The sequence below is a fragment of the Natronorubrum halophilum genome, from assembly GCF_003670115.1.
Classification (GTDB): domain Archaea; phylum Halobacteriota; class Halobacteria; order Halobacteriales; family Natrialbaceae; genus Natronorubrum; species Natronorubrum halophilum.
This window is the reverse complement of the sequence record NZ_QQTY01000002.1, coordinates 868022-893397: the sequence shown is the minus strand read 5'-3', so window position 1 is coordinate 893397 and position 25376 is coordinate 868022. Positions and strand designations below refer to the sequence as shown.

Annotated in this window: 26 protein-coding genes; 15 read left to right on the top strand and 11 right to left on the bottom strand. The window is 63.8% G+C overall.

The features are described from left to right. Position 1: 1 nt before the first annotated feature. From DWB23_RS10515 to DWB23_RS10500, 4 genes are all read right to left on the bottom strand, one after another. Entirely contained in the window at positions 2-634 is a 633-nt protein-coding gene (locus tag DWB23_RS10515) for a uracil-DNA glycosylase (protein ID WP_121742750.1), read from the bottom strand. Positions 635-760: 126 nt separating this feature from the next. Continuing rightward, entirely contained in the window at positions 761-1018 is a 258-nt protein-coding gene (locus tag DWB23_RS10510) for a hypothetical protein (protein ID WP_121742749.1), read from the bottom strand. Then, the gene (locus DWB23_RS10505) at positions 1015-2091 is read right to left on the bottom strand and encodes an Mrp/NBP35 family ATP-binding protein (RefSeq protein WP_121742748.1); all 1077 of its coding nucleotides are present in this window, start codon (positions 2089-2091) and stop codon (positions 1015-1017) included. Before DWB23_RS10505 ends, DWB23_RS10510 begins: the two co-directional genes overlap by 4 nt. A gap of 62 nt (positions 2092-2153) precedes the next feature. After that, positions 2154-2477 (bottom strand): hypothetical protein, encoded by a 324-nt coding sequence (locus DWB23_RS10500; RefSeq protein WP_121742747.1) that lies wholly within the window; start codon positions 2475-2477, stop codon positions 2154-2156. Positions 2478-2880: 403 nt separating this feature from the next. Here DWB23_RS10500 and DWB23_RS10495 point away from each other — a divergent pair, with 403 nt between their 5' ends. From DWB23_RS10495 to DWB23_RS10480, 3 genes are all read left to right on the top strand, one after another. Next, positions 2881-3207 carry a DUF5783 family protein gene (locus DWB23_RS10495; protein ID WP_121743080.1) on the top strand — a complete coding sequence of 109 codons (327 nt, stop codon included), beginning with the start codon at positions 2881-2883 and terminating at the stop codon, positions 3205-3207. A 63-nt stretch (positions 3208-3270) separates the two neighbouring features. Continuing rightward, the gene (locus tag DWB23_RS10490; RefSeq protein WP_121742746.1) at positions 3271-4134 is read left to right on the top strand and encodes a translation initiation factor eIF-2B; all 864 of its coding nucleotides are present in this window, start codon (positions 3271-3273) and stop codon (positions 4132-4134) included. A gap of 186 nt (positions 4135-4320) precedes the next feature. Next, the gene (locus tag DWB23_RS10480; protein ID WP_121742744.1) at positions 4321-5607 is read left to right on the top strand and encodes a TIGR00341 family protein; all 1287 of its coding nucleotides are present in this window, start codon (positions 4321-4323) and stop codon (positions 5605-5607) included. A 16-nt stretch (positions 5608-5623) separates the two neighbouring features. Here the strand turns inward: DWB23_RS10480 and DWB23_RS10475 are convergent, their stop codons facing one another. After that, entirely contained in the window at positions 5624-6337 is a 714-nt protein-coding gene (locus tag DWB23_RS10475) for a ThuA domain-containing protein (protein WP_121742743.1), read from the bottom strand. A 279-nt stretch (positions 6338-6616) separates the two neighbouring features. Between DWB23_RS10475 and DWB23_RS10470 the strand changes: the two genes are divergently transcribed. Both DWB23_RS10470 and DWB23_RS10465 read left to right on the top strand, forming a co-directional pair. Further along, positions 6617-7732 carry a Gfo/Idh/MocA family protein gene (locus DWB23_RS10470; protein ID WP_121742742.1) on the top strand — a complete coding sequence of 372 codons (1116 nt, stop codon included), beginning with the start codon at positions 6617-6619 and terminating at the stop codon, positions 7730-7732. Positions 7733-7908: 176 nt separating this feature from the next. Beyond that, positions 7909-8091, top strand: coding sequence for a hypothetical protein (locus tag DWB23_RS10465; protein WP_121742741.1), 183 nt, complete (start codon positions 7909-7911; stop codon positions 8089-8091). 140 nt (positions 8092-8231) lie between these two features. Here DWB23_RS10465 and psmB read toward each other — a convergent pair whose 3' ends face one another. Further along, positions 8232-8963 carry an archaeal proteasome endopeptidase complex subunit beta gene (gene psmB / locus DWB23_RS10460; RefSeq protein ID WP_121742740.1) on the bottom strand — a complete coding sequence of 244 codons (732 nt, stop codon included), beginning with the start codon at positions 8961-8963 and terminating at the stop codon, positions 8232-8234. Between the two features lie 356 nt (positions 8964-9319). Between psmB and DWB23_RS10455 the strand changes: the two genes are divergently transcribed. The 7 genes from DWB23_RS10455 to DWB23_RS10425 all read left to right on the top strand — a co-directional run bounded on the left by DWB23_RS10455 (position 9320) and on the right by DWB23_RS10425 (position 15000). Further along, on the top strand, positions 9320-9730 hold the full coding sequence (locus DWB23_RS10455) for an urease subunit beta (RefSeq protein ID WP_121742739.1): 411 nt from the start codon (positions 9320-9322) through the stop codon (positions 9728-9730). Then, the gene (gene ureC / locus DWB23_RS10450; protein ID WP_121742738.1) at positions 9731-11437 is read left to right on the top strand and encodes an urease subunit alpha; all 1707 of its coding nucleotides are present in this window, start codon (positions 9731-9733) and stop codon (positions 11435-11437) included. It begins immediately after the preceding gene. A 126-nt stretch (positions 11438-11563) separates the two neighbouring features. After that, positions 11564-12031: an urease subunit gamma gene (locus DWB23_RS10445; RefSeq protein ID WP_121742737.1), complete on the top strand. Its 468-nt coding sequence runs from the start codon at positions 11564-11566 to the stop codon at positions 12029-12031. Next, entirely contained in the window at positions 12032-12652 is a 621-nt protein-coding gene (ureG, locus tag DWB23_RS10440) for an urease accessory protein UreG (RefSeq protein ID WP_121742736.1), read from the top strand. Between the two features lie 2 nt (positions 12653-12654). Then, positions 12655-13623, top strand: a complete 969-nt coding sequence (locus DWB23_RS10435; RefSeq protein WP_121743079.1) for an urease accessory protein UreD — start codon at positions 12655-12657, stop codon at positions 13621-13623. After that, positions 13623-14264, top strand: a complete 642-nt coding sequence (gene ureE / locus DWB23_RS10430) for an urease accessory protein UreE (RefSeq protein ID WP_121742735.1) — start codon at positions 13623-13625, stop codon at positions 14262-14264. The genes DWB23_RS10435 and ureE overlap by 1 nt, the downstream gene beginning before the upstream one ends. Continuing rightward, positions 14254-15000, top strand: a complete 747-nt coding sequence (locus DWB23_RS10425; protein ID WP_121742734.1) for an urease accessory protein UreF — start codon at positions 14254-14256, stop codon at positions 14998-15000. The genes ureE and DWB23_RS10425 overlap by 11 nt, the downstream gene beginning before the upstream one ends. 39 nt (positions 15001-15039) lie before the next feature. On the opposite strand, the gene DWB23_RS10420 is transcribed toward DWB23_RS10425, so the two are convergent. After that, on the bottom strand, positions 15040-15855 hold the full coding sequence (locus tag DWB23_RS10420) for a TrmB family transcriptional regulator (protein WP_121742733.1): 816 nt from the start codon (positions 15853-15855) through the stop codon (positions 15040-15042). Positions 15856-16413: 558 nt separating this feature from the next. Continuing rightward, entirely contained in the window at positions 16414-16827 is a 414-nt protein-coding gene (locus DWB23_RS10415; protein ID WP_121742732.1) for a helix-turn-helix transcriptional regulator, read from the bottom strand. Between the two features lie 142 nt (positions 16828-16969). Here DWB23_RS10415 and DWB23_RS10410 point away from each other — a divergent pair, with 142 nt between their 5' ends. Continuing rightward, positions 16970-17524: a hypothetical protein gene (locus DWB23_RS10410; RefSeq protein WP_121742731.1), complete on the top strand. Its 555-nt coding sequence runs from the start codon at positions 16970-16972 to the stop codon at positions 17522-17524. Positions 17525-17538: 14 nt separating this feature from the next. Here DWB23_RS10410 and DWB23_RS10405 read toward each other — a convergent pair whose 3' ends face one another. From DWB23_RS10405 to DWB23_RS10395, 3 genes are read right to left on the bottom strand one after another with little or no spacing between them, the layout of a single operon-like run. After that, positions 17539-18513: an aldo/keto reductase gene (locus tag DWB23_RS10405; protein WP_121742730.1), complete on the bottom strand. Its 975-nt coding sequence runs from the start codon at positions 18511-18513 to the stop codon at positions 17539-17541. A gap of 56 nt (positions 18514-18569) precedes the next feature. Beyond that, positions 18570-18935 (bottom strand): hypothetical protein, encoded by a 366-nt coding sequence (locus DWB23_RS10400; RefSeq protein WP_121742729.1) that lies wholly within the window; start codon positions 18933-18935, stop codon positions 18570-18572. Positions 18936-18957: 22 nt separating this feature from the next. Continuing rightward, positions 18958-21387 (bottom strand): penicillin acylase family protein, encoded by a 2430-nt coding sequence (locus tag DWB23_RS10395; RefSeq protein ID WP_121742728.1) that lies wholly within the window; start codon positions 21385-21387, stop codon positions 18958-18960. A gap of 376 nt (positions 21388-21763) precedes the next feature. Between DWB23_RS10395 and DWB23_RS10390 the strand changes: the two genes are divergently transcribed. Then, complete coding sequence (locus DWB23_RS10390; protein WP_121742727.1) at positions 21764-24181, top strand: PAS domain-containing sensor histidine kinase; 2418 nt, start codon at positions 21764-21766, stop codon at positions 24179-24181. A 284-nt stretch (positions 24182-24465) separates the two neighbouring features. Then, positions 24466-24846 carry a DUF1428 domain-containing protein gene (locus DWB23_RS10385; protein WP_121742726.1) on the top strand — a complete coding sequence of 127 codons (381 nt, stop codon included), beginning with the start codon at positions 24466-24468 and terminating at the stop codon, positions 24844-24846. Positions 24847-25376: the final 530 nt, after the last annotated feature.

Genomic DNA, 25376 nt, shown 5'->3' with positions numbered 1-25376 from the left:
TTCACCGATCTCGCTGTCCCTTCGTCTGTCGGTAGTCCGACGCCATGAGCTCCACGAAGCTCTCGAGCCAGGCCTGGGTCTGCTCGTCGGACTGCGCCCGCGGGTCGATCATGGGAACGAGTTCGAACCCGCGGCCGCGGATCCGCGTCGCGTGGGCCGTCGACAGGTCGAGTTCGTCGACCGGCGTCGTCGTGTGCTCGGCTCCGAGCGCCGCCAGCGCTCGCTCGCCGACGGGGACGAGAATCTCGGGGTTGATCATTCGAATCTCGGCGTTGAGGTAGGGATCGCAGTTACCTATCTCCTCGTCGGTCGGCTTCCGATCGGGATCGCGACAGCGCGTGAGGTTCGTCAGAAAGACGTTCTCGAGGACGGGTCGGTCCGGCGGCGAAGTCGAATCACAGAGCCCCAGCCGTTCGAGCATCCGCCGAAGGCTGGTCCCCGCGTCACCACCGCGGTCGCCGGTAGCTCCGCCCGCGCCGCTATCGGGGGCTGCAAACGGCACGCCGATCTCGTCCGCGCGCTCGCTCGGTCGCTCGCCGACGAACAGGAAATCAGCGCCCACGTCGCCGTAGCCGTGGACAACTTGCGTCCGCGTCTCACAGAGCGCCGGACAGTTCCGACACTCCTCGTCCATGCCGTAGGGGTTCGCTCGAGATCGGTGATTTGCGCCCACATTCGAGTGTGGCCGCGGGACCGCAAAAGTGACGCGCCTGGCACTCGAGCCACGATCGGATCGGTAAAAACGGACTCGGTCGACCGCTCATCGGCCGAGTCCGCCGCGCTCGTTGACCTCGAGAATGAATTTGACGTTGCGGACGATCTCCTCGGGAGTGGTCTCCTCGTCGGGATCGTAGAGGTCGCTGGTCCGGTACAGGATGTTCGCGAGCTGTTTGCTCTCGCTGGTCTCGCCGCGGACGTCGTCGGCGACGGCGCGGAGGAGCGCGACGCGTTCGGGGTCGGCGTCGAACGCGGGGTCGGCGTCCGCCTCGCCCTCGGTTCCGTCGCCGTCAGCGGTCATCGATCGGGCGAAGCGGCCTCGCTTCGTCTGCCCTGCGAGACGCCGCGTCGGTGGACGATCCCCGTGTTGTTCGCGACGTTCTCGGTGATCGTCCGGAAGGCGTCGCCGGTGTCGGTACCGTCCTCGAGAACGGTCGGCTTGCCGCCGTCGCCGCCCTCGCGGACGGCCGGATCGAGCGGGATCGAGCCCAGGAACGGCATCTCGTGGGTGTCGGCGAACTCCCGGCCGCCGCCGGAGCCGAAGATGTCGTGTTCGCCGCCGCAGTCGGGACAGGCGAACGTCGACATGTTCTCCGCGATACCGAGAACGACGGTGTCGTGTTTGGCGAACATCTCGAGGCCCTTCCGGGCGTCGTCTAAAGCGACGTCCTGTGGCGTCGTGACGATGACGGCACCCGTGACGGGCATGGTCTGGAGCATCGTGAGTTGGGTGTCGCCGGTCCCCGGCGGAAGGTCGATGACGAGGTAGTCGAGGTGTCCCCACTCGACGTCCTCGGTGAGTTGCGTGATGACCTTGTGGACCATCGGGCCGCGCCAGATAACCGGGTCGTCCTCGCCGGTCAGGAAGGCCATGCTCATCAGCTTCACGCCGTACTTCTCCGGCGGGACGAGGGTTTCGTCCTCGGTCGCCATCGGCGGCTCGTCGGCGTCGACCATCCGCGGCACGTTCGGGCCGTACACGTCGGCGTCGAAGAGGCCGACCTGCGCGCCCAGCTGCGAGAGCCCGGCGGCGAGATTGACCGCGACCGTCGACTTCCCGACGCCGCCCTTCCCTGAGGAGACGGCGATGACGTTCTTGACGTTCGGCAGCACCTGATCCTCGCCGCTGAAATCGTCGCGGTCGGGAATGCTCGCCGAGAGATCCGGCTCGAGGCCGTCCTCGATGAGCAGTTCGCGGATCTCGCCGGCGATGTTGCTTTCGGTCGGCGAGTACGGTGCACCGAGCGCGAGATCGATGTCGACGTGCTCGCCGTCGACGCTAACGTCGTTGAGAAGTCCGAGCGACACGATATCGTCGCCGAGTTCCGGATCTTCGACCGTCCGGAGGCGGTCGCGAACGGCGGCTTCGTCCATGTCAGTACGTGCTTCCCAGCGTCGAAAAGGGTTGTGTTCGAACGGAGCGGCCGTCGCGAGCGCTACCCCTCGAAATCGAAGCGTGGACCGCCGTAGGTCGGCGGGTTCGGCTCGAGTTCGACGCCCTGCTCGTAGCGGACGAAGTTCAGGTAAAACGGTCGGCCGCAGCCCTCGATCGGCTCCCCCTCGAGGTCGGTGACCGGTCCGTCCTCGCCGCAGACGAACGCGACGCCGTCGGCGGATTCCCGGTCAGCGTCGTCCGGCTTCGCGTACTCCCACCCCGGCTGCCGGAGTTTGGTGACCGACCGGTCCGCCAGGTCCGGCGGTCGCTCGAGGCTCACGACGGCGTTACAGTGGGGACAGGTGTAGCGGACGGTGACGGTCATCGACGGAGCTAGGCGACTCGAGGACGTAAGTCTGCGGTCGCGAGTACCGGAAGGCGACGCCCGTTGACACCCGTCGTGCGGTGGCGCGCGCTGCCGACCGTCTGAGCGAACGCGAGGGCGGTCGACGACGCTGCGCGAGGGATGAGTGAGCGAGAGCGCGGCGCGTAGCGCCGCGGACGCGAACGGCGTAGCCGTGAGCGCGAGCGAACGAATCGGTTGGGGAGGATGTGGCAATCCCCGTTGCCAGGATAGCAACACGTTCCGCGAACGATCTGTCCTCGAGCAATACGTCGGACGAGACTCGCGTTCCACGAGCGATCCGTTCTCGAGCAACACGCCGGACGAGTGTCACGTTCCAAAGCCGTCCCGAACCGTTTACCCGCACGCCGCCACACGATCGACCATGACCGAGTTCGATCCCGAGACGTTCGAGGCGGAGAAGTACGTACACTACTTCGAGGAACTCGAGGCGGCGTACTCGAACGCCTATCAGCAACTCCACGGCCGGTACGATTCGACGGTGCTCCGCGCCATCGACCGCAAGGTACTGAGCGAGAGCGAGCCGTTCTACGTCGGAGACGGCGAGTTCCGCGTCGAACTCCCCGACGACGTCCGGGCTCGCGTCGGTTCGGTTGCTGACCACGACCAGTTCGACGTCGTTCTCGAGGAACTCACCGACCGAATCGGAACCGAACTACAGCGCACCTTCGGGTTCGAATCGCGCGAGTGAGGACGGTCACGGCCGCTGACGGCACCCGGAACACCTTTTGCGCTGACGGGAATCCATGCAGGTATGATCGACGAGACGGTCGAGGAAATCCAGGAGATGCAGACCCACAGCTCCTCGGTTGTGGCCGTACACGCGACGCAGGCCCTCGAGGAGCTTGTCGACCGGGAGTTTGCTACCGTCGAGGAGTACACGCGCTCGCTCGAGCGCAACGGCTCCGTGCTGCGGCGGGCGAACCCGTCCCACGCGTCACTGCAGAACGCGGTCCGGGAGGTCGTCGACGACGTCACCGACGCCGACCACGACAGCGTCGAGGCGGCGAAGCGACACACCCGAGAGAAGATCGACGAGGTCGTCTCGCGGGTCGAAGCCGGCAAGCGGCTGGCCGCCGAAAACGCCGCCGAATTCCTCGCGGACGGCGCGACGCTGCTGACCCACGACTACTCCTCGACGGTGCTCGAGGCCCTCGAGCGGGCGGTCGCGGACGGGAAGAGCTTCGAGGTGTACGTCACGGAGGCCAGACCGCGTTACATCGGCCGGAAGACGGCGCGGGCGCTCGCCGACATCGAGGGGATCGAAACGACGCTCATCACCGACAGCGCGAACGGCGTCTACCTCGAGGAGTGCGATCGCGTCGTCGTCGGCATGGACTGCATCGTCGAGGACACGCTGTACAACCGCGTCGGGACGTTCCCGATCGCGGCGACGGCCGCGCAACTCGACGTGCCGGTGACCGTGCTCGGGTCGGCGTCGAAGATCATCACCGAGGGATTCGTCTTCGAAAACGAGTTTCGGCCGGGCAGCGAGGTCATGCCGGAGCCCGCCGAAGGGTTCGCCGTCGAAAATCCGAACTACGACGCGACGCCGGTCTCGCTGCTCGAGAGCGTCGTCACGGACGACGGTCGACAGGTGTTCGATAGTAACAACTGAAACGATTTACACACCGATCGCACAGCCGTCGTGCGATCAGGTGTGCATTGACTTTCAGTTGTTACTATAGCCGCCCGGCGTCCCCTCGGTCGCGCTCCGACGGGAACGGGCACGGTAGTAACACGGGGGCCGGACAGTCACGACCCCGTGGCGACATCCTAAACCCGTCTTCGTCGTAGGGAACCTATGCGCCTCGTTCAGGTGTTCGTTCCACGCGGCGATCTGGACCTCGTCCTCGAGACGGCGACGGCGACGGGAGTCGATTACACCGTTTCCCGACAAACGGACCACGGGGAGTTCGAGGCACTCGTCTCGGTTCCCGTCCCGCCGGCCGCCGTCGAGCCGTTTCTCTCGGAGCTTCGAACCGCCGGCCTCGACGAAGAGGCGTACACGGTCGTCACGGCCGCGGAGACGATCGTCTCGGATCGAACGGACGAACTACACCGCGAGTTCGACGGAACCAGAATCTCTCGGGAAGAGCTCCAATCGCGGGCGGCGGATCTCGCGCCCGCCGCGTCGACGTACTTCATTTTGCTCGTGGTGAGTACCGTCATCGCGACGGCCGGCCTGTTGCTCGATTCCGCAGCGACCATCATCGGTGCGATGGTCGTCGCACCGCTGATGGGGCCGGCGCTCTCCGCGAGCGTGGGCGTCGTCGTCGACGACGACGCGCTCGCGAGGCGAGGGATTTTCCTGCAGGTGGTCGGGATCGCTGTCGCAGTCGCGACGGCTGCGGTGATCGGCTGGGCGCTTCGGGGGACGGTGTTGCTCCCGCCGGGGTTCGACATCACGACGGTTCCCGAGATCAGAGAACGCATCACGCCGAGCGTCCTCGCGCTGTTTCTCGCGCTCGGATCGGGCGTCGCCGGTGTCATCAGTCTCGTCCGTAACGTCGGCTCGGTGCTCGTCGGTGTCGCCATCGCGGTTGCACTCGTGCCGCCGGCTGCCACCGCCGGACTCGGTATCGCCTGGGGACACCCGGCCGTCGTCCTCACCGCCGGCACGCTCGTTCTCGTGAACGTGCTCTCGATCAACCTCACCGCGCTGATCCTGTTGTGGCTCTCGGGGTATCGCCCGCACCGAACGGAGCGGATCGGTCACGTTTACGGCCGGTTGCGCTCGCGAATCGTCGTCATTCTCGTCGCGATCGCCGTGCTCTCGGTCGTGCTCGGCGGCGTCACCTACGGGACCTATCAGACCGCCGCGGTCGAACACGACGTCCGGACCGAACTCGAGGCGATGAGCGACGATCCGGAGTACGAGGAACTGTACTTTCAGGAGAGTAACGTCGAGTACGAACTCGTCGACGTCTACACCGGGGGCCGTGCGTCGGTGACCGTTCTCGTCGAGCGCCCGCCCGGAGAGCAGGAACCGCCCGACTTCGCCGACGCCGTTCGGGACCGACTGGAATCAGCGACCGATGTCGACCTCGAGGTCGCCGTCGAACTGGTCGATACGCAGCGAAGCGGGTGAGCGCCACCCGGTATCGTCACTCCCGCTCGCCGAACGTCCGCGGCGCGCCGTCCCTGGGAGCGGCCCAGTCGACGGCGTTGTGGAGCACCCGCTTCACGTCGTCGTTCTCGTAGATCGGATACGTCTCGTGACCCGGTCGGAAGTAGAAGATTCGCCCGCTCCCGCGCCGGTAGCAACAACCGCTACGGAACACCTCGCCGCCTTCGAACCAGCTGACGAACACCAATCGGTCGGGTTCGGGGACGTCGAACGGCTCGCCGTACATCTCCGTCCGCGGCAACTCGAGGGATTCGCCGAGGCCGTCGACGATCGGGTGGCCGGGATCGACGACCCACAGCCGCTCTTTCGCGCCGTCCTCGCGGTACTGGAGGCTGCAGGTGGTCCCCATGAGCCGCTTGAAGGGTTTCGAGTAGTGCCCGGAGTGAAGGACGATCAGCCCCATTCCCTCGAGGACCCGCTCCTGTACCCGCTCGGCGACCGCGTGCGAGACCTCGTCGTGAGCCTCGTGACCCCACCACAACAGGACGTCGGTCTCCTCGAGGACGTCCTCGGTGAGGCCGTGCTCGGGTTCCTCGAGCGTCGCGGTACGGATCTCGTGGGCGGTCTCGCCGTCGCCGTGAGCGGCGAGCCCGTCGGCGATCGTCGCGTGAATACCGTCGGGATAGACGGCCGCAACGTCCTCGTCTTCGCGTTCGTGTCGAAACTCGTTCCAGATCGTAACCGTAGCCATCGCCTCGCTATCAGCGCGAACGCTCTTAGGTCGGCCGGTACACGATCCGAACTGTCACCCGTAAAGATAGTATTACGACAGCAGATGCGACACACACTCCGTGAAATACTGTCGTTCAGCCTGAAAGACAGTATGAGTATGGAGATTAATCGGTCACAACTCTTATTTCGGTCGCCCCCCGCCACTCTCTATGGACTGGGACCGCACACAATCACTCTCGAAATACCATGTTTCTCAGCACACGTCCCTCCCGACTGATCAACAATCGGGGGTTTCGCGATGATCGGCACCGGAATCGGTGTCGGTATCGTCGGTCTCGGCGGAATGGGGAACCTTCACGCGCGAAGCGTCTCGGAACTCGGCGCTGAGGTCGTTGCCGGAGCCGACCTCGTCGAGCAACAGCGCCGGCGCTTTGCCACCGAGTACGGGGCGACGACCTACGAAACCCACGAGGGACTCGTCGTCGACGACGCCGTCGATGCCGTCATCGTGACGACGCCCAACCGGTTTCACGAACCGATCGCCGTCGACGCCCTCGAGGCTGGCTGTCACGTGCTCGTCGAGAAACCGCTCGCACACACCCTCGAGAGCGCAGAGCGGATCGCCCGGACGGCGGCCGCTGCGGACGGAATCTGCATGGTGGGATTTCATAACCGCCACGCTGCGTCGATGGCGCTGTTCGACGAACAGCACGCGCGCGGCCGGTTCGGCGACCTCACCCACATCGAGGCGAACTACGTCCGGCGACGCGGCGTTCCCGGTCCCGGGTCCTGGTTCACGGACCCCGAACTCGCTGGCGGCGGTTCCCTGCTCGATATCGGCGTCCACGCCCTCGATCTCGCCCTTTACACGCTCGATTTCCCCGAGATAAGCGAAGTCTCCGGCGTCGCGAGAACCACGTTCGGAACGGAGGAGGAGTACGCCGACCCCGACGGGTTCGGCGAGAACTGGGACGCCGAGAGCGAGACGTACGAGGTCGACGACTCGGTCAGCGCCTTCATCCGGTGTGCGAACGGGGAAACGATCTCGCTCGAGGCCGCGTGGGCGACCAACCGCGAGGAGAGCATGGCCTTCCGCGTGCGCGGAACGGAGGCTGGTGCACAGTTCGATATCGGAGACACCAATCTTGACATCCTCGAGGCCGGCACGGCCGGCTGCGACCACTACGCCAACGTGGCCCTGACCGGCGACTCGTCGCTGACGGGCTACGAGGCACAGGACGAGCAGTTCCTCGCGACGATCGCCGCGGAGACGACCCCGGAGACGAACACCATCGAGGAGGCGCTGATCGTCCAGCGCGTGATCGACGCCATCTATCGCTCGAGCGAAACCGGTCGTGCGACGCAACTCGCAGAGGTCGACCTCGAGGCCGAACACCGAGCACGGATCAATTAGCGTCGGTTCGATTCCGAACGGCGGGCGCGGATCGACGATCGTACTAACCGGCTCTGTTGAAATCCCGTTTCCCGGATGTGATTTTGCGTAATATCACACACTCACCATAGCCGCGAACTGAACGCGACCTCTCCGAAAACCGTAAGTGAAAATAACGTTGAATTGAACTGTACGTTATGGCTGACCAGCGGATCGTTGAAATTATCCTTATTGGATCGTTTATCGGCGGGATATTGATGGCGAGTGTCTTCATCGCCGGTGAAATACTTCTTTGGGTTAGCTATGCAGTTGCGGTCTTCTCACTGTATCTCGCCTGGCGTCTCGTTCGAGCTATTGAGCAGATCGCTGAATCGATGTAGTCGAAAGATGTTCAATTCTCGACCTGTACTTGCCGTAGCGGGTTCTCCCGAGCGTTACCGAGTGAAAAGCGGCTATCTCGAGAGCGACCACTGACGGTCGGATAATCGTCGAAACGCAAAAAGCGCCGGCTCGAGCCCGATTAGAGAACTTCGTCGAAGTCGTGGTGGCCGTGGATGTCGACGCCATCCTCGGTGATCTCACAGAGGAAGACGCCGTTACCGGAGCCGGTGTCGCGCTCGACGGCGGACTTGATGCCGCGGGCGGCGACCGTCTTCGCCTCCTCGGTGGACATGTCCGGTTCGTAGGCCTGCTCTAAGTGGCCGTACGCGAGTTGCATCCCGGAGCCGGTGACGGTGTAGTCGTCTTCCATGACGCCGCCGGCGGGGTCGATGCTGTAGACGTGGCTCCCTTCGTCGTCGACGCCGCCCAGAATCGGGTGGATGGCGAAGAACGGGCCGCCGCGGGCGAAGTTACCCGCGAGCGTGGCCAGCGCGTCGATACTCATGTCCTCGCCGCGTCGAGCTTCGTAGAGGTTGACCTCAGCGCGGAGGCTGCCGATGAACGACTGTGCGCCGCCGACGCTGCCGACGAGGGTGAGGGCGGCGGTGGGGTGGATCTGCTCGACCTTCTGGACGTTCTTGTTCGAGACGAATCGACCGCCGAGGCTGGCGCGCATGTCCGTCGCGATGACGACGCCGTCGGCGGTCGAGATGCCGATCGTCGTCGTGCCGGTCTTGTTGACGTTCTCGAGGTCGGCGCGCGAGAGATCGTTCTGGGGCATCGAACCGACTTCGGGCTCGTACGGGTTCGGGTCGTCGGCCAACTGGTCGACGGTGCGGGAGAAGTCCGAATTATGTTGGGGTGATCGCATTGACCGAACGTTACGACCGGCACGGTATAAAACACCGGCGGTCACCACCGTCGTTTCCGCTTTCAGCACCGCGGTACTCGGACCCGTTCGGGGAACCCACCGCGGGACGATCAGCGCGACGAACGGCGCGGTCGGGTGCCCTTAGCGATCGAGAGCACACCACCGTCCTCCTCGAGTACGGTGACCACGGGCACCAACGCGCGTGTTCCATATCGAAATACATCACTAGTATCGAATATCTGTGGGCAAGTATTGGCAATCACGAGAGTACTTACGTCGTTTGTCGCTATAACCACGACTGTAATGCAAGATCCTATTATCAGGACCTGTGCGGGAGTATCCGGAGTGATCGATGAATGAGCGAGTTCATTCCGGGCGAACTGCGACCGACCGAAGAGCCGGTCCGAATCAACGAGGGACGACCGACGACGACGGTGGTTGTCGAAAATACCGGGGATCGACCGGTCCAGGTCGGCTCGCACTTTCACTTCTTCGAGGTCAACCCCGGTCTCGCGTTCGACCGCGAGGCCGCCTACGGAACCCGGCTAGACATTCCGGCGGGGACGGCGATCAGGTTCGAACCGGGCTGTGAACGCGAGGTCGACCTGGTCGACATCGGCGGCGATCGTATCCTCCACGGAATGGGCGGCCTCGTCGGCGGGGAACTCGACGACGAGGACGTCGCAACTCGAGCGATGGAGCGCGCTCGGGCGAAGGGCTACGTGACGGATCCCGGAAACGACCTCGCGGACGCGGAGGACGACTAGATGAGCCGAGAACTCCCGCGTCGGGAGTACACCGACCTGTTCGGGGCGACCGAGGGCGACCGACTTCGGCTGGGTGATACGGATCTGTTCGCGAAGATCGAGACGGATTACGGCGTACCCGGCGAAGAAGCCGTCTTCGGCGGCGGAAAGACGATGCGCGACGGGATGGGGATGCAATCCGGCACGACGCAGGCCGAAGGCACGCTCGATTGGGTCTTTACGAACGTCGTGATCGTCGATCCCGTTCTCGGGATCTGCAAGGGTGATATCGGCGTTCGCGACGGACAGATCGTCGGCGTCGGCAAGGCCGGCAACCCCGATACGATGGACGGCGTCGATATGGTGATCGGCCCGAGCACCGACACCGTTCCGGCTGACGGGCTGATCGCGACCCCTGGCGCGTTAGACATTCACGTCCATTTCAATAGTCCGCAACTGGTCGAGCACGCGCTCGCCTCGGGCGTGACGACGATGCTCGGCGGCGGCTTCGGCGGCGGCGCGACGACCTGTACACCCGGCCCGCGGAACATTCAGCGGTTCCTGCAGGCCGCCGAGGAGTGGCCGGTCAACGTCGGCTTCTACGGCAAGGGTAACAGCAGCAAACCCGCGGCCCTTCACGAACAGGTCGAAGCCGGTGCCTGTGGGCTCAAACTCCACGAGGACTGGGGCTCGACGCCGGCGGCGATCGATACCTGCCTCGAGGTGGCGGACGAGGAGGACGTGCAGGTCTGTATCCACACGGACACCTTGAACGAGTCGGGATTCGTCGAGGACACCTTCGACGCCATCGACGGCCGCGCGATCCACACCTTCCACATCGAGGGCGCGGGCGGCGGTCACGCCCCGGACGTCCTCGAGTTGATCGGCCACGAACACATGCTGCCGTCGTCGACGAACCCGTCGATGCCCTACACCGAGAACACGTTCGACGAGCACCTGGACATGGTGATGGTCTGTCACCATCTCAATCCCGACGTCCCCGAGGACGTCGCGTTCGCCGAGTCGCGCATCCGTGCGGAGACGCTCGGCGCGGAGGACGTGCTCCACGACACCGGAGCCATCTCGATGATGACCACCGACTCGCAGGCGATGGGACGGATGGCCGAGCTGGTCTGTCGAACGTGGCAGACCGCTCACAAGATGAAAAATCAGCGCGGCCCGCTCGAGGCGGACGAGGGGACCGACGCGGACAACGCCCGTATCGAGCGCTACGTCGCCAAGTACACGATCAACCCGGCGATCACCGCTGGCATCGACGAGTACGTCGGCTCGCTCGAGCCGGGCAAACTCGCGGACATCGCGCTGTGGGATCCGGCCTTCTTCGGCATCAAGCCGAAGGCGGTCATCAAGGGCGGGTTCCCGGTCTGGTCACAGATGGGCGAGGCAAACGGCTCGCTGATGACCTGCGAACCCGTCATCGGCCGCGAACGCGCCGGCGCACAGGGTCGGGCGAAACACGGGCTCTCGGTCACCTTCGTCAGCGAGGCCGCCTCCGAGAACGACGTCGGCGACGCCTACGACCTGAAGACGCCCGTCCGCCCCGTAACAGGCACGCGATCCGTCCGGAAGTCGGACATGCTGCACAACGATCACTGTCCGGACGACGTCAAGATCGACGCCCAGACGTTCGAGGTCGAAGTGAACGGCGAACACGTCACCTGCGAGCCGGCCGCCGACGTGCCGCTCGCACAGCGGTATCTGCTCTGAATAGATGTCACACAACACGACAGCCACGACGGTATCGACGCCGCGAACAGCACGCTCGAGCCGGCCGATTCGGACGGCGGCCTCGAGCGATCCAGCCCGGTCACCGGTTCGGTCGGAGGTGAGCCGATGAACCTCTCGCCCAAAGAGATGGAGCGACTGACGGTGTTCATGGCCGCCGAACTCGCTCGCCGCCGGCGAGACCGCGGCGTGAAGCTCAACCACCCCGAGACGGTCGCCTACATCTCCGACTGGGCCTGCGAGGCCGCCCGCGAGGGAAAGTCCGTCGCCCGGATCAGGACCGAGGCGACCCAGTTGCTTACCCGCGAAGACGTGATGGACGGCGTTCCCTCGATGATCGACATGATCCAGGTCGAGCCCGTCTTCCCTGACGGGACCAAGCTCGTGACGATCCACGACCCGATCCGTGCCGACAGCCGCGAGCAACTCGAGACGGTCGATCCGGGTCCCGGGGAGGACCTCGCGCGCGGTATCGACGGGAGGGGAGCCGGGAGAGACGGAGTCGACGGAGCGGACGACGATGAGACCGAGGCCCGCGCGACAGATGGCGGTCTCGAGCCGATGGAGGGCGAGTAGATGGGGTACCGAGACGTCGCGAAGGTCGGACTCGGCGGCCCGGTCGGCTCCGGTAAGACGGCGCTGGTCAAGCGACTCGTCCCCGAACTCGTCGAGCGGGGCTACGACGTCGGCGTCATCGCGAACGACATCATGACGCAGGAGGACGCCGACGTCTTCCGGGAGTCCTTCGCCGACCTCCTGCCCGAGGATCTGGTCCGAGGCGTCGAGACGGGTGCCTGTCCGCACACGGGGATCCGCGAAGATCCGTCGATGAACCTCGCGGCCATCGACGAGTTCACCGAGCGCCACCCCGAACTGGACGTCGTCCTCATCGAAAGCGGCGGCGACAACCTCGCGGCCACGTTCAACCCGGAACTGGCCGACTACTTCCTCTTCATCATCAGCGTCGCGGAGGGCGAGGACATTCCGCGAAAGCGCGGCCCCGGCGTCACCCAGGCCGACCTGCTGATCGTCAACAAGACGGACCTTGCGCCCCACGTCGACGCCGATCTGGACGTGATCGAGGCCGACGCCGCCGCGGTGCGAGACGACGAACCGTTCGTCTTCACCAACTGTAAGGACGGTTCCGGCGTCGACGACGTCCTCGAGCACGTCGAGCGAGAGGTGCTGTTCGCGTGAGTCTGGCCGACCCGGGCGACGGCGGGATCGACGCGACGCGCCTTCCGGCCGCCTTCGATGCCTACGCCGAGGAGTCCCTCGCGCAGGCCCCTGCCGGCGGACCGGGAAAGAACGGGCTGCTCGAGGCGACGTTCGCCCGCGACGGAGACAATCCGACTCGACTCGTCCGGGACTACGTCAACGTGCCCTACCACCTGACGGGAACGCTCGAGACGGATCCGGCACCCGGCCTCACGACGTTAATCGCCCAGGAGCCGACCGGCGGCGTCGCACAGGGGGACCGACACGGCATGGTGATCGACGCTCGAGCGGGCGCTCGCGCCCGCGTGACGACCCAGAGCGCGACGAAGGTCCACAGCATGCGCGCGAACTACGCCCACCTCGACGCCTCGCTCCGGGCCGAAGCGGGGAGCTACCTCGAGTACCTGCCGGGGCCGACGATTATCAACGAGGACGCGCGCTGTCTGCAGACCGTCTCGGTCGAACTCGAAGACGACGCGACCGTCGTCGTGGCTGACGTCCTCGTCCCGGACGGGTTGAGCGACCACGAGGCCTTCGGCTTCGACCACTACCACGCGCGCGTCGAGGCCGAACACGAGGGTCGATTGGTCTGTGCGGACGCCGTCGATCTGCGACCGAACGAACGCGACCCGCGCGATCCGGCGAGTGTCGGCGAGTACGGCGTCGTCGGCTCGCTGTACGTCTTTACGCCGACCGGAGACGAGGGGTCGGTCGACGGAGCGACGGGAACGAACGCCGACCTCGAGGATCTGACCGACGCGATTTACGGGCGAATCACGGACCGCGAGGGCGTTCGGGCCGGCGTCTCGACGCTTCCTCGCGACAGCGGAGCGATCGTCCGGATTCTCGGTCACCGCGAGGCAGACGTGACCGAGACGCTCCGCGCCGCGTGGGACGAAACCAGACGACGGACATTGGGGGTCGGCGCACCAGCCGACCGGCGGTACTGATGGAGCGAATCGACGGCGTCGTCGGAAACGTCCACGACGACGACGCCCTCGCGGCGCGACGGGACGAGCACGCGGACGCCGGCACGCTCGAGCGAGTCGTCGTCGACGCCGACAACCGACGGCGCTCGCGGTTCCGGGCGACGACGGATGCGGGAACGGACGTGGGCGTCGTCATCGACCGGGCCGCCGTCTCGGCCGGCGACGTCCTGCTCGCCGAGGACGATCGAATGATCGTGATCGTGTTCGAGCCGCGGGAGGCGCTCGCGGTGACGCTTCCCGAAGCCACCGCCGAGCGACTCGAGGCGGCGATCGAACTCGGCCACCGAATCGGGAACCAACACTGGGACCTCGCGGTCGAAGACGGCGTCGTCTACGTCCCGCTCGAGGCCGATCGCCACATCGTCGAGCGCGTCGTCGCCGACATCGTCCCCGGTTCCGCCGTCCACGAGACGACCGTCGAAGCGGAGCTGTTCGTGACGGACCTCGAGCACGCCGAGACGGATCGCGCACACGACTTCGAGCGCGGAGCCCACGCTCACGAGCACTCGCACAGGGAGCACAGCCACGAACACGGGAAACACGATACCCACCGCGATCACCCGCACGGAGCGCGGACGAACGAGCACGATCATGACCACTGATCCCGACTCGTTTCTGACCGCGCTCCGCCTCTCGGACTCGTTTCTCCCCGTCGGCGGCTACACGGCTTCCTACGGCGTCGAGCAGTACATCAACGAGGATCGGATCGAGGACGGCGACGATCTGCAGGCGCTGCTCGAGGGCTACCTCCGGCGCGTGGTCGGCCCCTGCGAGACCATCGCGGTAGCGAACGCCCACGCCGCGAGCGGTGCGGGCGACCTCGAGGCTCTGCTGGCCGTCGACGAGCGATTCCACGCGGTAACGATGCCGCGGGAGTTTCGCGAGAGTTCGACGAAAGCGGGGGCGAAGCTGTGCGAGCTGCTGGCGGAAACGGACGATCGATCGGCCGGCGCTTGCGCGACGGGGAGTCGCGACAACGGTGGCGATAGCGACGATCTCGAGTCTGCGTTCGCCGAGACTATCGCGACCGACGAAACGCCGGGCCACTACCCGGTCGTCTTCGGTGTCGTCGCCGAAACACGGGGGCTCTCGAGACTCGAGGCCTGTCTCGCACACGCCTACGCGTTCGTTACGGGGCTGCTCGGGGCGGCCCAGCGGCTCGGCCGGTTCGGCCACACCGAGATCCAGTCGGTGCTCGAGTCGCTTCGGCCGGTGATCGCGGCCGTCTGCGAGCGCCGCGTCGGCGACGACGTGACGGCGATGGTCTCGTTTGCGCCGCTCGCGGAGATCATGGGAATGCGCCACGAGCGGGCCGACAGGCGGCTATTCATGAGTTAACAGATCTGCCTGGACGCGAGGAGTGTCAGCTCACAACGGTCACTTCGCCGGATCGTGGGTGGCGGCCAGTCCCGACGACACCAGGCGGCGGAGGAGGACCACGATCCCGTTCTCGAGACCGCGGGCGAAGATCGCCTGTTCGTCCGCCTTGGTGTCGTCGTCGCTCGGATAGTACGTTCCGATCAGGAGCGTCTCCCGATCGACGAGCAGTATCCGGCTGACGGCGACGTTCTGATCGGATGAGTGCGAACTGAGCCAGTCGAGGCCGGTTTCGAAGACGCGGACGGTCGGCAGTTCGACGCCCAATTGGTTGATAATTGTGTCAGTCTTTCCGCCGAGGAGAATCGAGAGCTCCCGATCGACTGCACTGTGTAACTCGTCGAATAGCGTCTCCGACAGGATATCCTCGTCGACGACGAGCAGCGCCACTTCCGACTCCGCTTCGTCGATGAGGTCGATCATTCGCGACTCGATCGCCTCGTGGCCCGAGAGCGACCAGACTTCCTGAACCCGGTCGCTCTCCGAGTTGGGTTCGCGCCGCTCGACGCTCTCGAGTTGTGCGTGGAGCGTGTCGATCCGATTGTCGTACTTTTTGCGAAGCGTCCGCGTCGCCTCGTCGATTTCGACGGCCCGATACTGTTGGGGACTCGAGTGTTGGACCTCGACCAGACCCTGCGACTCGAGGACGCGAATGGCGTCGTACACGCGCGTCCGCGGAACGTCAGAGATTTCATGTATTTCCTTGGCCGTCCCCGACGGGAGCCGAGTCAACGCCAAAAAGCAGCGCGCCTCGTACTCCTGGAGGCCGAGTTCCTGTAGCAGACTAACCGCTTCCGCTGTGTTTTCACTTGACATGCCCAACCACGAGTTCGGATAACCGAACACCGCTGATAGGTCGTGAAGGCGGAAAAGCATTCGCCTGTTGGTATCATGGAGCGACGTGCCTATCCGTTGTCGAGGCATCTTCCGATGCTACTCGTCATAATTTCGAGAAGAATCAGCTTATCGTCGCTCGGGCACTGAATTCACTCAGATAATCACACAAGCTATTTCACTCTCCGACTTCAAAGGTGCGATGGCGCGCGCCGTCACGGCCCAACCACGACGGCGTTCGCCAATTTACTAGCAGCAACTGTGTCGAAGAATTCGATTCCTGAGTGCTCGATACCGAACCGTCATCACGGCTCGAGCGATCGCTACGAACGGACACAGAAGGAGCCATACTGCCGGTGTAGATCCGTTTCGACGAGAGCCGTTTTCCAGTATCGTCCGTTCTCCCGTTCGCCGGAGCGTGACCCGATCACGGTCGGCAAACTGGCGGATCCGTGATCGCGGTGTACGGTTACAGCGGTCCCGGTTTCACGGTACTGCGTCGTATCGATTGGCCGAACGATGGAGTCCGAACGCGCTGTCTCAGTCGTCGTCGGGACGCGGTGCGCCTTCGTACTTGCGCATCTTTTCGGATTTATCGGAAATCGTCTCGTAAATCCGTTGGAGCGTCTCCTCGGCCTCGAGCAAATTGTGGTTCTCGAGCAGCTGACGACCCTCATCGGACAGGCCGTAGAACTTCCACGGATAGCCCTGTCGGCGCTCCTCGTCGGGCAGCGTGGCCTCCTCGACGATGCCGGCGTCGATCAACTTCTGGACGTGTTTGTAGACGGTCGCCTCGCTCACGCTCGGATTCAACTGCTCGAGTTCGTACATCGAGGGTAACTGGTCGGGGTGTTGGAGGATGTTGGTACACAGCGCGAACCGCGTCCGTTGCGTGACGAAATGGAGGAGTTCGCGCGTCTCCGCCCCGTTAGCCGAACCCACGTCGGTACTCATGGAGCCATCTACGCACCCCTGGACCAAGTAAGTTACCCTGGAGTAAATCACCCCTGGGTAACCCACGTGGAGAGAGTGAACAGGTTTCGGAAACGGAAACGGTGGAGCAAACCCTATTTCCGTGACCTGCGAACCACGAGCCATGACGAATGAGTCGCCGCCGATCCCGGATGCGGTCCTCACGAGCGCGACGGAGCGCCTCGAGGCCGATAGCCTCTCGCTCGCGGAGAACGAGGCGCTCCTCCGCGCGCTGAGCGAACTGCGGCCGGTTTACGAGCGCGAGCGCTCGTATTTCGTCCTCGGAAACTACGACCGCGAGCCGATGGCGCGATTGAATCTCGTGGTCGACCGGCTCAACCGCCGCTCGGACGCCTACGCCTTCCGAATGAGCGACGTTCGCGGCGGCTGGAACAACGGCATCCAGAAGTTCTGTCTGATCGCGGATCTCGTCACGCACATCGTCGGGGTCGCCGAAAAAGAACCGAGCGGGTTCCTCGTCGAGCAGGGCCTGCTCGTAGGTACCGAGGAGTACTTCGAGAAGAGCCACGTGCTCAAGCGAGCGTACCCTGACACCGAGGAGGACCACCCCTACGGCTGGATGGAAGACGGCGTCTTCGAGTTGCTCGAGGCGGAGGACCGTCTGTACCACTGGGAGACGGAAGACGACCTCGTTGCGACGGTCGAGACCCTGCCGTAGCGAAACGCGCCCGATCAGGTGTGACCCGACACCGCAACCGGTTCGTAGGGGTCCTCGAGATACGCGATATCCGACTCCGAAAGCGAGATCTCGAGCGCCTCGACGGCCTGCTCGAGGTGTTCGACGCTCGTCGTGCCGATAATCGGTGCGTCGACCCATTCTTTGTGGAGCAACCACGCCAGCGAGATCTGGGCCATCGTCACGTCCCTGTCGGCCGCAACCTCCGCGACGCGCTCGTTGACCTCCCGCCCGCCGCCTTCCCGATACGGATGTTCGTACATGTGCTCTTCCGTTTCGCCGCGTTTCGTGGCGTCGATCTCCTCGTGGGGACGGGTGAGATAGCCGCGAGCCAGCGGCGACCACGGCATCACGCCGATCCCTTCGTTCGCACAGAGGGGCAGCATCTCACGCTCCTCCTCGCGGTAGACGAGGTTGTAGTGGTTTTGCATCGTCGCGAATCGCTCGAGACCGAACTGGTCGCTCGTCGAAAGCGCTTGCGCGAACTGGTGTGCCCACATCGAGGACGCCCCGATGTGGCGGACGTGGCCCCGCCGAACCGCGTCGTCGAGCGCCCGGAGCGTCGTCTCGACCGGCGTGTCGTAATCCCAGCGGTGGGGCTGGTAGAGGTCGATGGTGTCCACTCCGAGTCGGTCTCGGCTGGCCGCGAGTTCCTGCTCGATCGCCTTCCGGGAGAGTCCGCCCGAGTTCGGATCGTCCTCACGCATCTGGAAGTAGCCTTTCGTGGCGATGATCGAGCGCTCGCGATGGCCCTCGAGCGCATCGCCCAAAATACGCTCGGACTCGCCCCGCGAGTACATGTTCGCCGTATCGAAGAAGTTGATTCCGAGGTCGATCGCGCGCTCGATAATTTCCTCGCTCTCTTCGTCGTCCAGAACCCACTCACGCCAGTCGCTCGAGCCGAAACTCATACAGCCCAGACAGAGCCGACTGACTTCCATTCCGGTCGAACCGAGGGTCGTGTACTCCATACCGATCGAACGCGGGCCGACGGAAAAACGGTACGTGGTGCGGCAACTTACGACAGTCAGACGAGTCCCCTGAGCAGCGATCCAAACAGCGGCAAGCCGATCGCACTGGCGACGGTCAGATAGACGACCGGCGTCATCTCGAGGACGGGGCGCAGTGATCCGCCGAGCGAGAGCGCGAAGACGACGAGAACGAGCGCGCCGAAGCCGACCGCGCCGAGAGCGGCACGCGGCAGGGTCGCCGAGACGAGTCCGATCAGTCCGCCGCCGAGGACGAGGCCGAACCAGTGGAGCCACGAGAGCACTAGGCCGATGGCGATTGCGATACCGACCGCGACGGCGTGCGCTCGAGGCTCCGTTCTGAGACGCTCGAGGACGGTCTCGACGCGTTCGCTCACGGCGGCGTGGTTCTCGCCGTCGGCCACGTAGACGGCCGATCCGATTCGGTCACGACGATCCCTCCGTGAACGTGACCGTGACGTCGCCGTCGCTCGTCCGGTCCATCGGTTTCTGGTCGTTGTCGATCCAGCGCTCGAACTGATCGTCGTAGTGTGCGGAGAAGTAGTCCCCGGAGTTCCCGCCGGGCAGAACCGCCGTGGCGTCCCCGCCGGGTTCGACGACCATCCGCCAACTGGAGCCGACGGCGCTCTCGACGCGGTAGTTATTGACCGTCGCGCGCGACCCGTCGAGCGGCCGCTCGTCGTAGTCGAGGAAGGGTGCCTCCGCGCCGAACGGGTGTTCGATCGTCCGCGTCGTGTTCCAGTCGCCGTAGACGTCCCAGCCCTCGTCGTCGATCTCCTCGAGCGCCTCCATCAGCGCCTCCACCATCGTTTCCGCTCGCGATCGGTCCACGTAGAGGTCGCTGTCGTCGGGGAGCGTCGCGATTTCCCAATCGCCCGGATAGTACGACTCGTCGAGGTTGGCGTCCCCGAACTGGGGCTCGAGGGTCAGCCGGCGGACGTGGTCCACCCACCGGGCGAAGACGAGCGCACCCGCGCTGTTCCGGTCCATCCGTCGGTCCCAGCCGTCGAGCGTCGCGGCAGCGTCTTCGAGCCCGTCGTCGGCCTCGTGGGCCTCGAGCGCCTCGAGCAGTTCGGGCACGAACTGGTCCGCCCGTCCGTCGCGGGTATCGGACTGGAGGTCACGGTGAAACTCGGGGTCCGTGGCCTCGCCGCTCGCAACTCGCTCGTCCAGCTGATCGTAGATCCGCGCGCCGCGGTACGGCGAGGCGTAGGCGACGCCGACGTAGTGTTCGGGATCGTCGACGACGCGCTGGTTGGCCGTCGCGAGCACGTCCGGATCGATCGCGTGAGGTTTCTCCTCGAAGGGGACGAACCCGTCCCACGAGGACTCGCCGAACGGAGTGAACCCCTCCCACTCGCCCTCGCCCGCGGAGCCGTCGAAGACCCGATTCCCGGACACCGCCTCGCCGTCGACCGTTCGGACGGGGAGTTTGCCCGTCGCGTAGTACAGCGTCCGACCGTCGGTGTCCGCGTAGACGAGATTCTGCGTCGGCAGATCGAACCTCCGGGTCGCCTCGAGGAGGTCCTCGAGACCGCCGCTCCGGCCGAACTCGTAGATCGCCTCGGTCGTCCGGGTGGCGGTGTGGCCGGTCCAGGCGACGCCGACCGTCCGTTGCTCGCGCTCGAGCACCGGTCCGTGGACCGTTCTCCGGAGGGTGATCGTCCGGTTCTCATCACCCGCGACGGCGAGTTCTCGCTCCGAAGTTTCGAACTCTCGCCACTCGCCCGCATACCGGTAGCGTTCGCCGTCGGCATCGATCTCGTAGCGATAGCAATCGAGCACGTCGGCACCGACGTTGGTGAACGACCACGTGCCGGACTCGTTGGCTCCCGAAATGACGAAGGGAACGCCCGGGAAGGTCGCCCCCCGAACCGAGGTCTCGAGCGTCTCGACGTGTTGTTCGTACCACAGCGGCGGCGTCATCAGCGTGAGGTGTGGATCGTACGCGACGATCGGAGCCCCGCTGGCGGTGTGCTCGCCCGAGACGACCCAGCTGTTCGATCCGACGCCCGTCGGCGACTCGAACCGCGAGAGCCAACTCGCCAGTTCCGAGCCGACCGCGTCGACTGCGTCGTTCGATCCGTCCGAGTTCCCCGTCTCCGACCCGGTCTCGTCACCCGAATCGCTGTCACCGCCCTCGAGGCGATCCGCATCGACGGCGTCGCGGAGGATCGGCGTGTCGTGATCCAGCCGCTCCGGATACAGCGTCTCGGCGAGCTCCTCGCCGAGCCGATCGGCCACGAGTTCCCGCCGGAGTTCGCCGAAGTTCCCCGTCAGATCCCACGAAATCTGTTTTTCCATCAGCATCGAGTCGACCGGCGTCCACTCGCGCGGTTCGTATCCGAGAAGTTCGAACTCAAGGGGGAGGGGCTCGCGCTCGATCGCTTCGTTGACGCCGTCCGCGTAGGCCTCGACGAGCGCTCCCGCGGGGGTCCCGACGATGTGCTCCCAGGTCGCTTCGGCCGCTTCGGCGAACGCCATCCGCACGTGGAACTCGTCGTCCTCGAGCGTGGCGTCGCCGACGAGTTCGGAGAGCTGGCCGCGCATAACCCGCCGCTGGAGGTCGAGTTGGAAGAGTCGATCGAACGCCTGGACGTAGCCGACGGCGAAGTACGCCGCCGCCTCGTCGTCCGCTTCGACGTGCGGAACGCCGTCGTCGTCGACGCGGACGGTCGCCTCGCCGTGCGGGCTTTCGACCGACTCCGAAAGCGTTCGGTCGGCCGCGTTCCAGGCCCGCCCCGACAGGGGCGCGAACTGCTCGAGCAGTTCTCGAGCGCCGGTCAGCGTCAGGCCGCCGATTCCCGCGGCGAGCGCGCCGGCGAGAACGCCGCGGCGTGTGGTGTCTGCTGGCACTATTCGAAATATGTTTGATCCCCGATAATGAGCGTATCGGCTGGCTCCGTCAGCCTCGACTCGGAGATCAAGAGAGGGAGTTCATACACCATTCACCGCGTCGAGCTACCTGATACTCGTCAAGAACGGCGTGCGGGATATAGAGCAGGAATGTTGCACGAGGCTGGGATCGACTTGTGAAGAGTAGTGATCGATCAGTACAGAGAATCGTTTATCACTGAAATGGGAGCTTTCGGCGTGCAAACCGTTCGACTGACGAATTACGGCAACGTGGCGACAAAGCCATCGGTGTAGTACTGCTCGATCTCAAACCTCCGAATGATACAGAGAGCGTCTAAGCAAGGAACTTATCCGAGCCGAGGGTCTCAACGTGTATATGAGTGAACGGGGCGGGGCTTCTGAAAAGGCGTTCTGGGGAGAAACGGACGACACCGAGGCTCTCCAGCACTATCGCACCCTCCTCAATACGATCGACGACGGGATCTATCGACTCGACACGGAAGACCGCCTCGTTTCGGTCAACAACGTCATCGTCGAGATAGCCGGATACACACGTGAGGAACTGCTCGGCGAGCACGTGTCCGTGCTTTTCGGTGACGACAGTACGACGATCGAACACGAGATCGACCGCCTCCGAGCGACCCCCTCCGATCAAAGCGAGTTACTCGATCTCACCATGGAGACCGCCGAGGGGGACCAAATTCGCTGCGAAGTGCGGGTGAACGTGCTCGACGCGGATGATACCGTACAAGGAACAGTCGGGATCGTTCGCGAAATTGGCGAACGCAAACAGGCGGAAACGGAAGCCACCGAAGCGACTTTTCGTCGACTGTTCGAGAACGTGCCCGGTAACTATCTCATCGTACAGCCCGAGGACCACGAGATAGTGGCCGTGAGCGATGCGTATCTGGACGCGACGATGACCGAGCGGGCGGAGATTATGGGGAAGACGTTGTTCGAAATCTTCCCGAACAATCCCGACGATCCGGCCGAGGGCGTCGGAAACCTGCGTGAATCACTCGAGAGAGTAGCGGAGACCGGGGAGGCCGACGTCATGCCGGTGACGCACTATCCGATCCCTGATCGCGAATCCGACAGCGACGAGTTCGAGGAACGCTGGTGGAGTCCGATCAATTCGCCGGTGTTTGACGCGACTGGCAAAATCGACTACGTCGTCCACAGTGTCGAGGATATCACTCCAATCGTCCAGGAACTCCAAGCAGACGGCGAGCAGGAGCTGCTACACGATCCAGACACGGCAAAATCACAGCTCGCATCGGACATCGTGTTGCGCGGACAGGAGTTACTACAACAGGCAAAGCGAGAAGCGTACGAACAGCTGCACGAGAGCGAAGAACGCTTTCGCGCGTTGGTCACAACCACGTCGGACGCAGTGTTCAGTGCGAACGCGGATTGGACCGAGTTGCACAGTTTAGCGGGGTCGGATTTCCTCGCTGACGCCGACGAGCAAGGGCCGTCATGGGTCGAAAAATACGTTCCACCCGAAGACCAGCCGCACGTTCGGGAAGCCATTGACGAAGCAATTCGCACGAAAAGCAGCTTCGAGTTGGAACACCGAGTCGTTCGTGAAGACGGCACAGTAGCTTGGATTGTCTCGCGTGCCACACCGCTCTTGGATGAGGGTGGCGAAATCACTCGATGGTTAGGAGCGGCAAACGACGTAACCGAGCGGGTCGAACGCGAGCGCTATCTCGAGGATGCAAAAGAGCGACTGGAGGCGGCGGCCGAAGCCGGCGCTGTCGGAACATGGGAGTGGCATATTTCCGATGACCAGATGGTTACCAGTGCTTCCTTCGCCAAGAAGTACGGGATCGATCCCGACGCGGCCACCGAGGGCGTATCACTCGACCAGTTCCTCTTGACCATCCACGAAGACGATCGCGAGCGGATCAAACGAAAAATCGAGGGCGCCATCGAATCGGGGGAGCAGTACGAAGAAGAGTACCGCGTTTGGGACGACGACGACGAACTTCGCTGGGTCGTTGCGCGCGGTCACGTCGAGTACGACGATGACGGTACTCCAGTGTCGTTCCCTGGCGCCCTGGCCGATATCACCGAGCGCAAGCAGTTCGAGCGGCGACTCGAGGAATCCAACGAGCGTCTCGAACAGTTCGCCTACGCTGCCTCTCACGACCTGCAAGAACCCCTGCGGATGGTCACGAGCTATCTCCAGTTGATCGAACGCCGCTACGCCGATGAGCTCAACGAGGACGGTAAGGAGTTCATCGACTTCGCCGTCGATGGTGCCGACCGGATGCACGACATGATCAAGGGATTGCTCGAGTATTCACGGGTCGAAAGGCGCGGCGATCCCTTCGAACCGATCGATCTGGACGCCGTTCTCGCGGATGTTCGCCGGGACCTCAAGATAAAAATCGAAGAGAGCGACGCCGCAATCACGGTCGAGTCGCTGCCTCGTGTCGAGGGCGACCCAGGGCAGTTACGCCAGGTATTCCAGAACTTGGTCGATAACGCCATCGAGTACAGCGACGACCCGCCACAGGTAGATGTTTCGGCTGTGCGGAACGGTTCCGAGGTAATCGTCTCAGTCACCGACGATGGGATCGGAATTGACCCGGACGACAGAGAGCGTGTCTTCGAAGTATTCCAGCGCCTGCACGCGCAGGGCGAGCATTCGGGTACGGGGGTCGGCCTCGCGCTCTGTAAGCGCATTGTCGAGCGTCACGGTGGCGACATCTGGGTCGAGTCCGAACCGGGCGAGGGCGCGACCTTTTCGTTTACGCTCCCTGTTGCAAGCGGTGACGATACGTAAAATCACTCTACCGTAGCCGCTGAACGTCAATGCAGGCCTGATCGCACAACTGTGCGATCAGTGTGTGAAATCGTTTCGGTTGTTACTATACGGACTGGTTGATCCGTTCCAGTCAGGGGTCAGCTTCCTGTGAGATATGCGCGTTCTATTCAACAGCGGCTGCTCATTCTGCGTGAACACTATCAAAAACGGCGTGTTGACTACAGAGCAGATAGACAACCGACCGAGAGATATCGGCCGGTGAGAGAAAAAGTTCAACTCCCGTCGCGTCCTATACTAAGGTTATGGAACGCTACGTTGACGGCTTCGTTATCCCGATCCCGAATGATCAACTCAATTCGTACCGCGAAATGGCCGACGAGGCCGGAAAACTCTGGATTGAACACGGTGCTCTCGAGTACTTCGAAGGGGTCGGAGACGACATGGAGCCCGACATGGATGGGATGCCGACGGTGACCTTCCCACAACTCGCAGAAACAGGGGACAACGAGACGGTCGTGTTCTCATTTATCGTGTTCGAGTCGCGGGACCACCGCGACGAGGTGAACGCGAAGGTGATGGAAGACCCCGCGATGGATCCGGACAACTTCGATGAGGAGATGCCCTTTGACACGGAGCGCATGTCGTACGGCGGTTTCCGTTCCATCGTCAGTTACGAAAACTGATGAACGAAACCAACGGTGGACATCGGCTCGTGCCGAGATACTATTACCGATTCGGCTACCGGTAACGGCGGCTTCGCAACGACTGGCGTGTGAACGATGCGCTGTGTATCTTGCACGAGGCTACGCACAGTATCCGTAACTGGTGGGAAGCCAGCGGTAACTACTCGTACGTAGTTACTGATCAGTACAGGGATCAACTGTATTATATATCTGTGAACTGATTACGGTGTGTGCAACAAGAGAGCGTCCAGAAGCTTCTCCCGCTGCTTGTCATATCGGGTCTTGTTCATGTAGGACTCGGTCTTTCGAGCGATAATGTACTTGTTGCGGACTCCGGAATCGGTTATGCTCTGATTGGTATTGCGTGGCTCTGGTCCTCTTCGTAACTCAGTACACAGTCTCAAGTTCCGTTGAATGCCCGACCTCCCAGTGTGAAGTGCGAGTGAAACGCGACGATTCCATCGTCCACGAGTCCTCACACCAGATTGGAGAGAGGGGATAGCATAGCTCACGGAGGTTCACTCCGAATA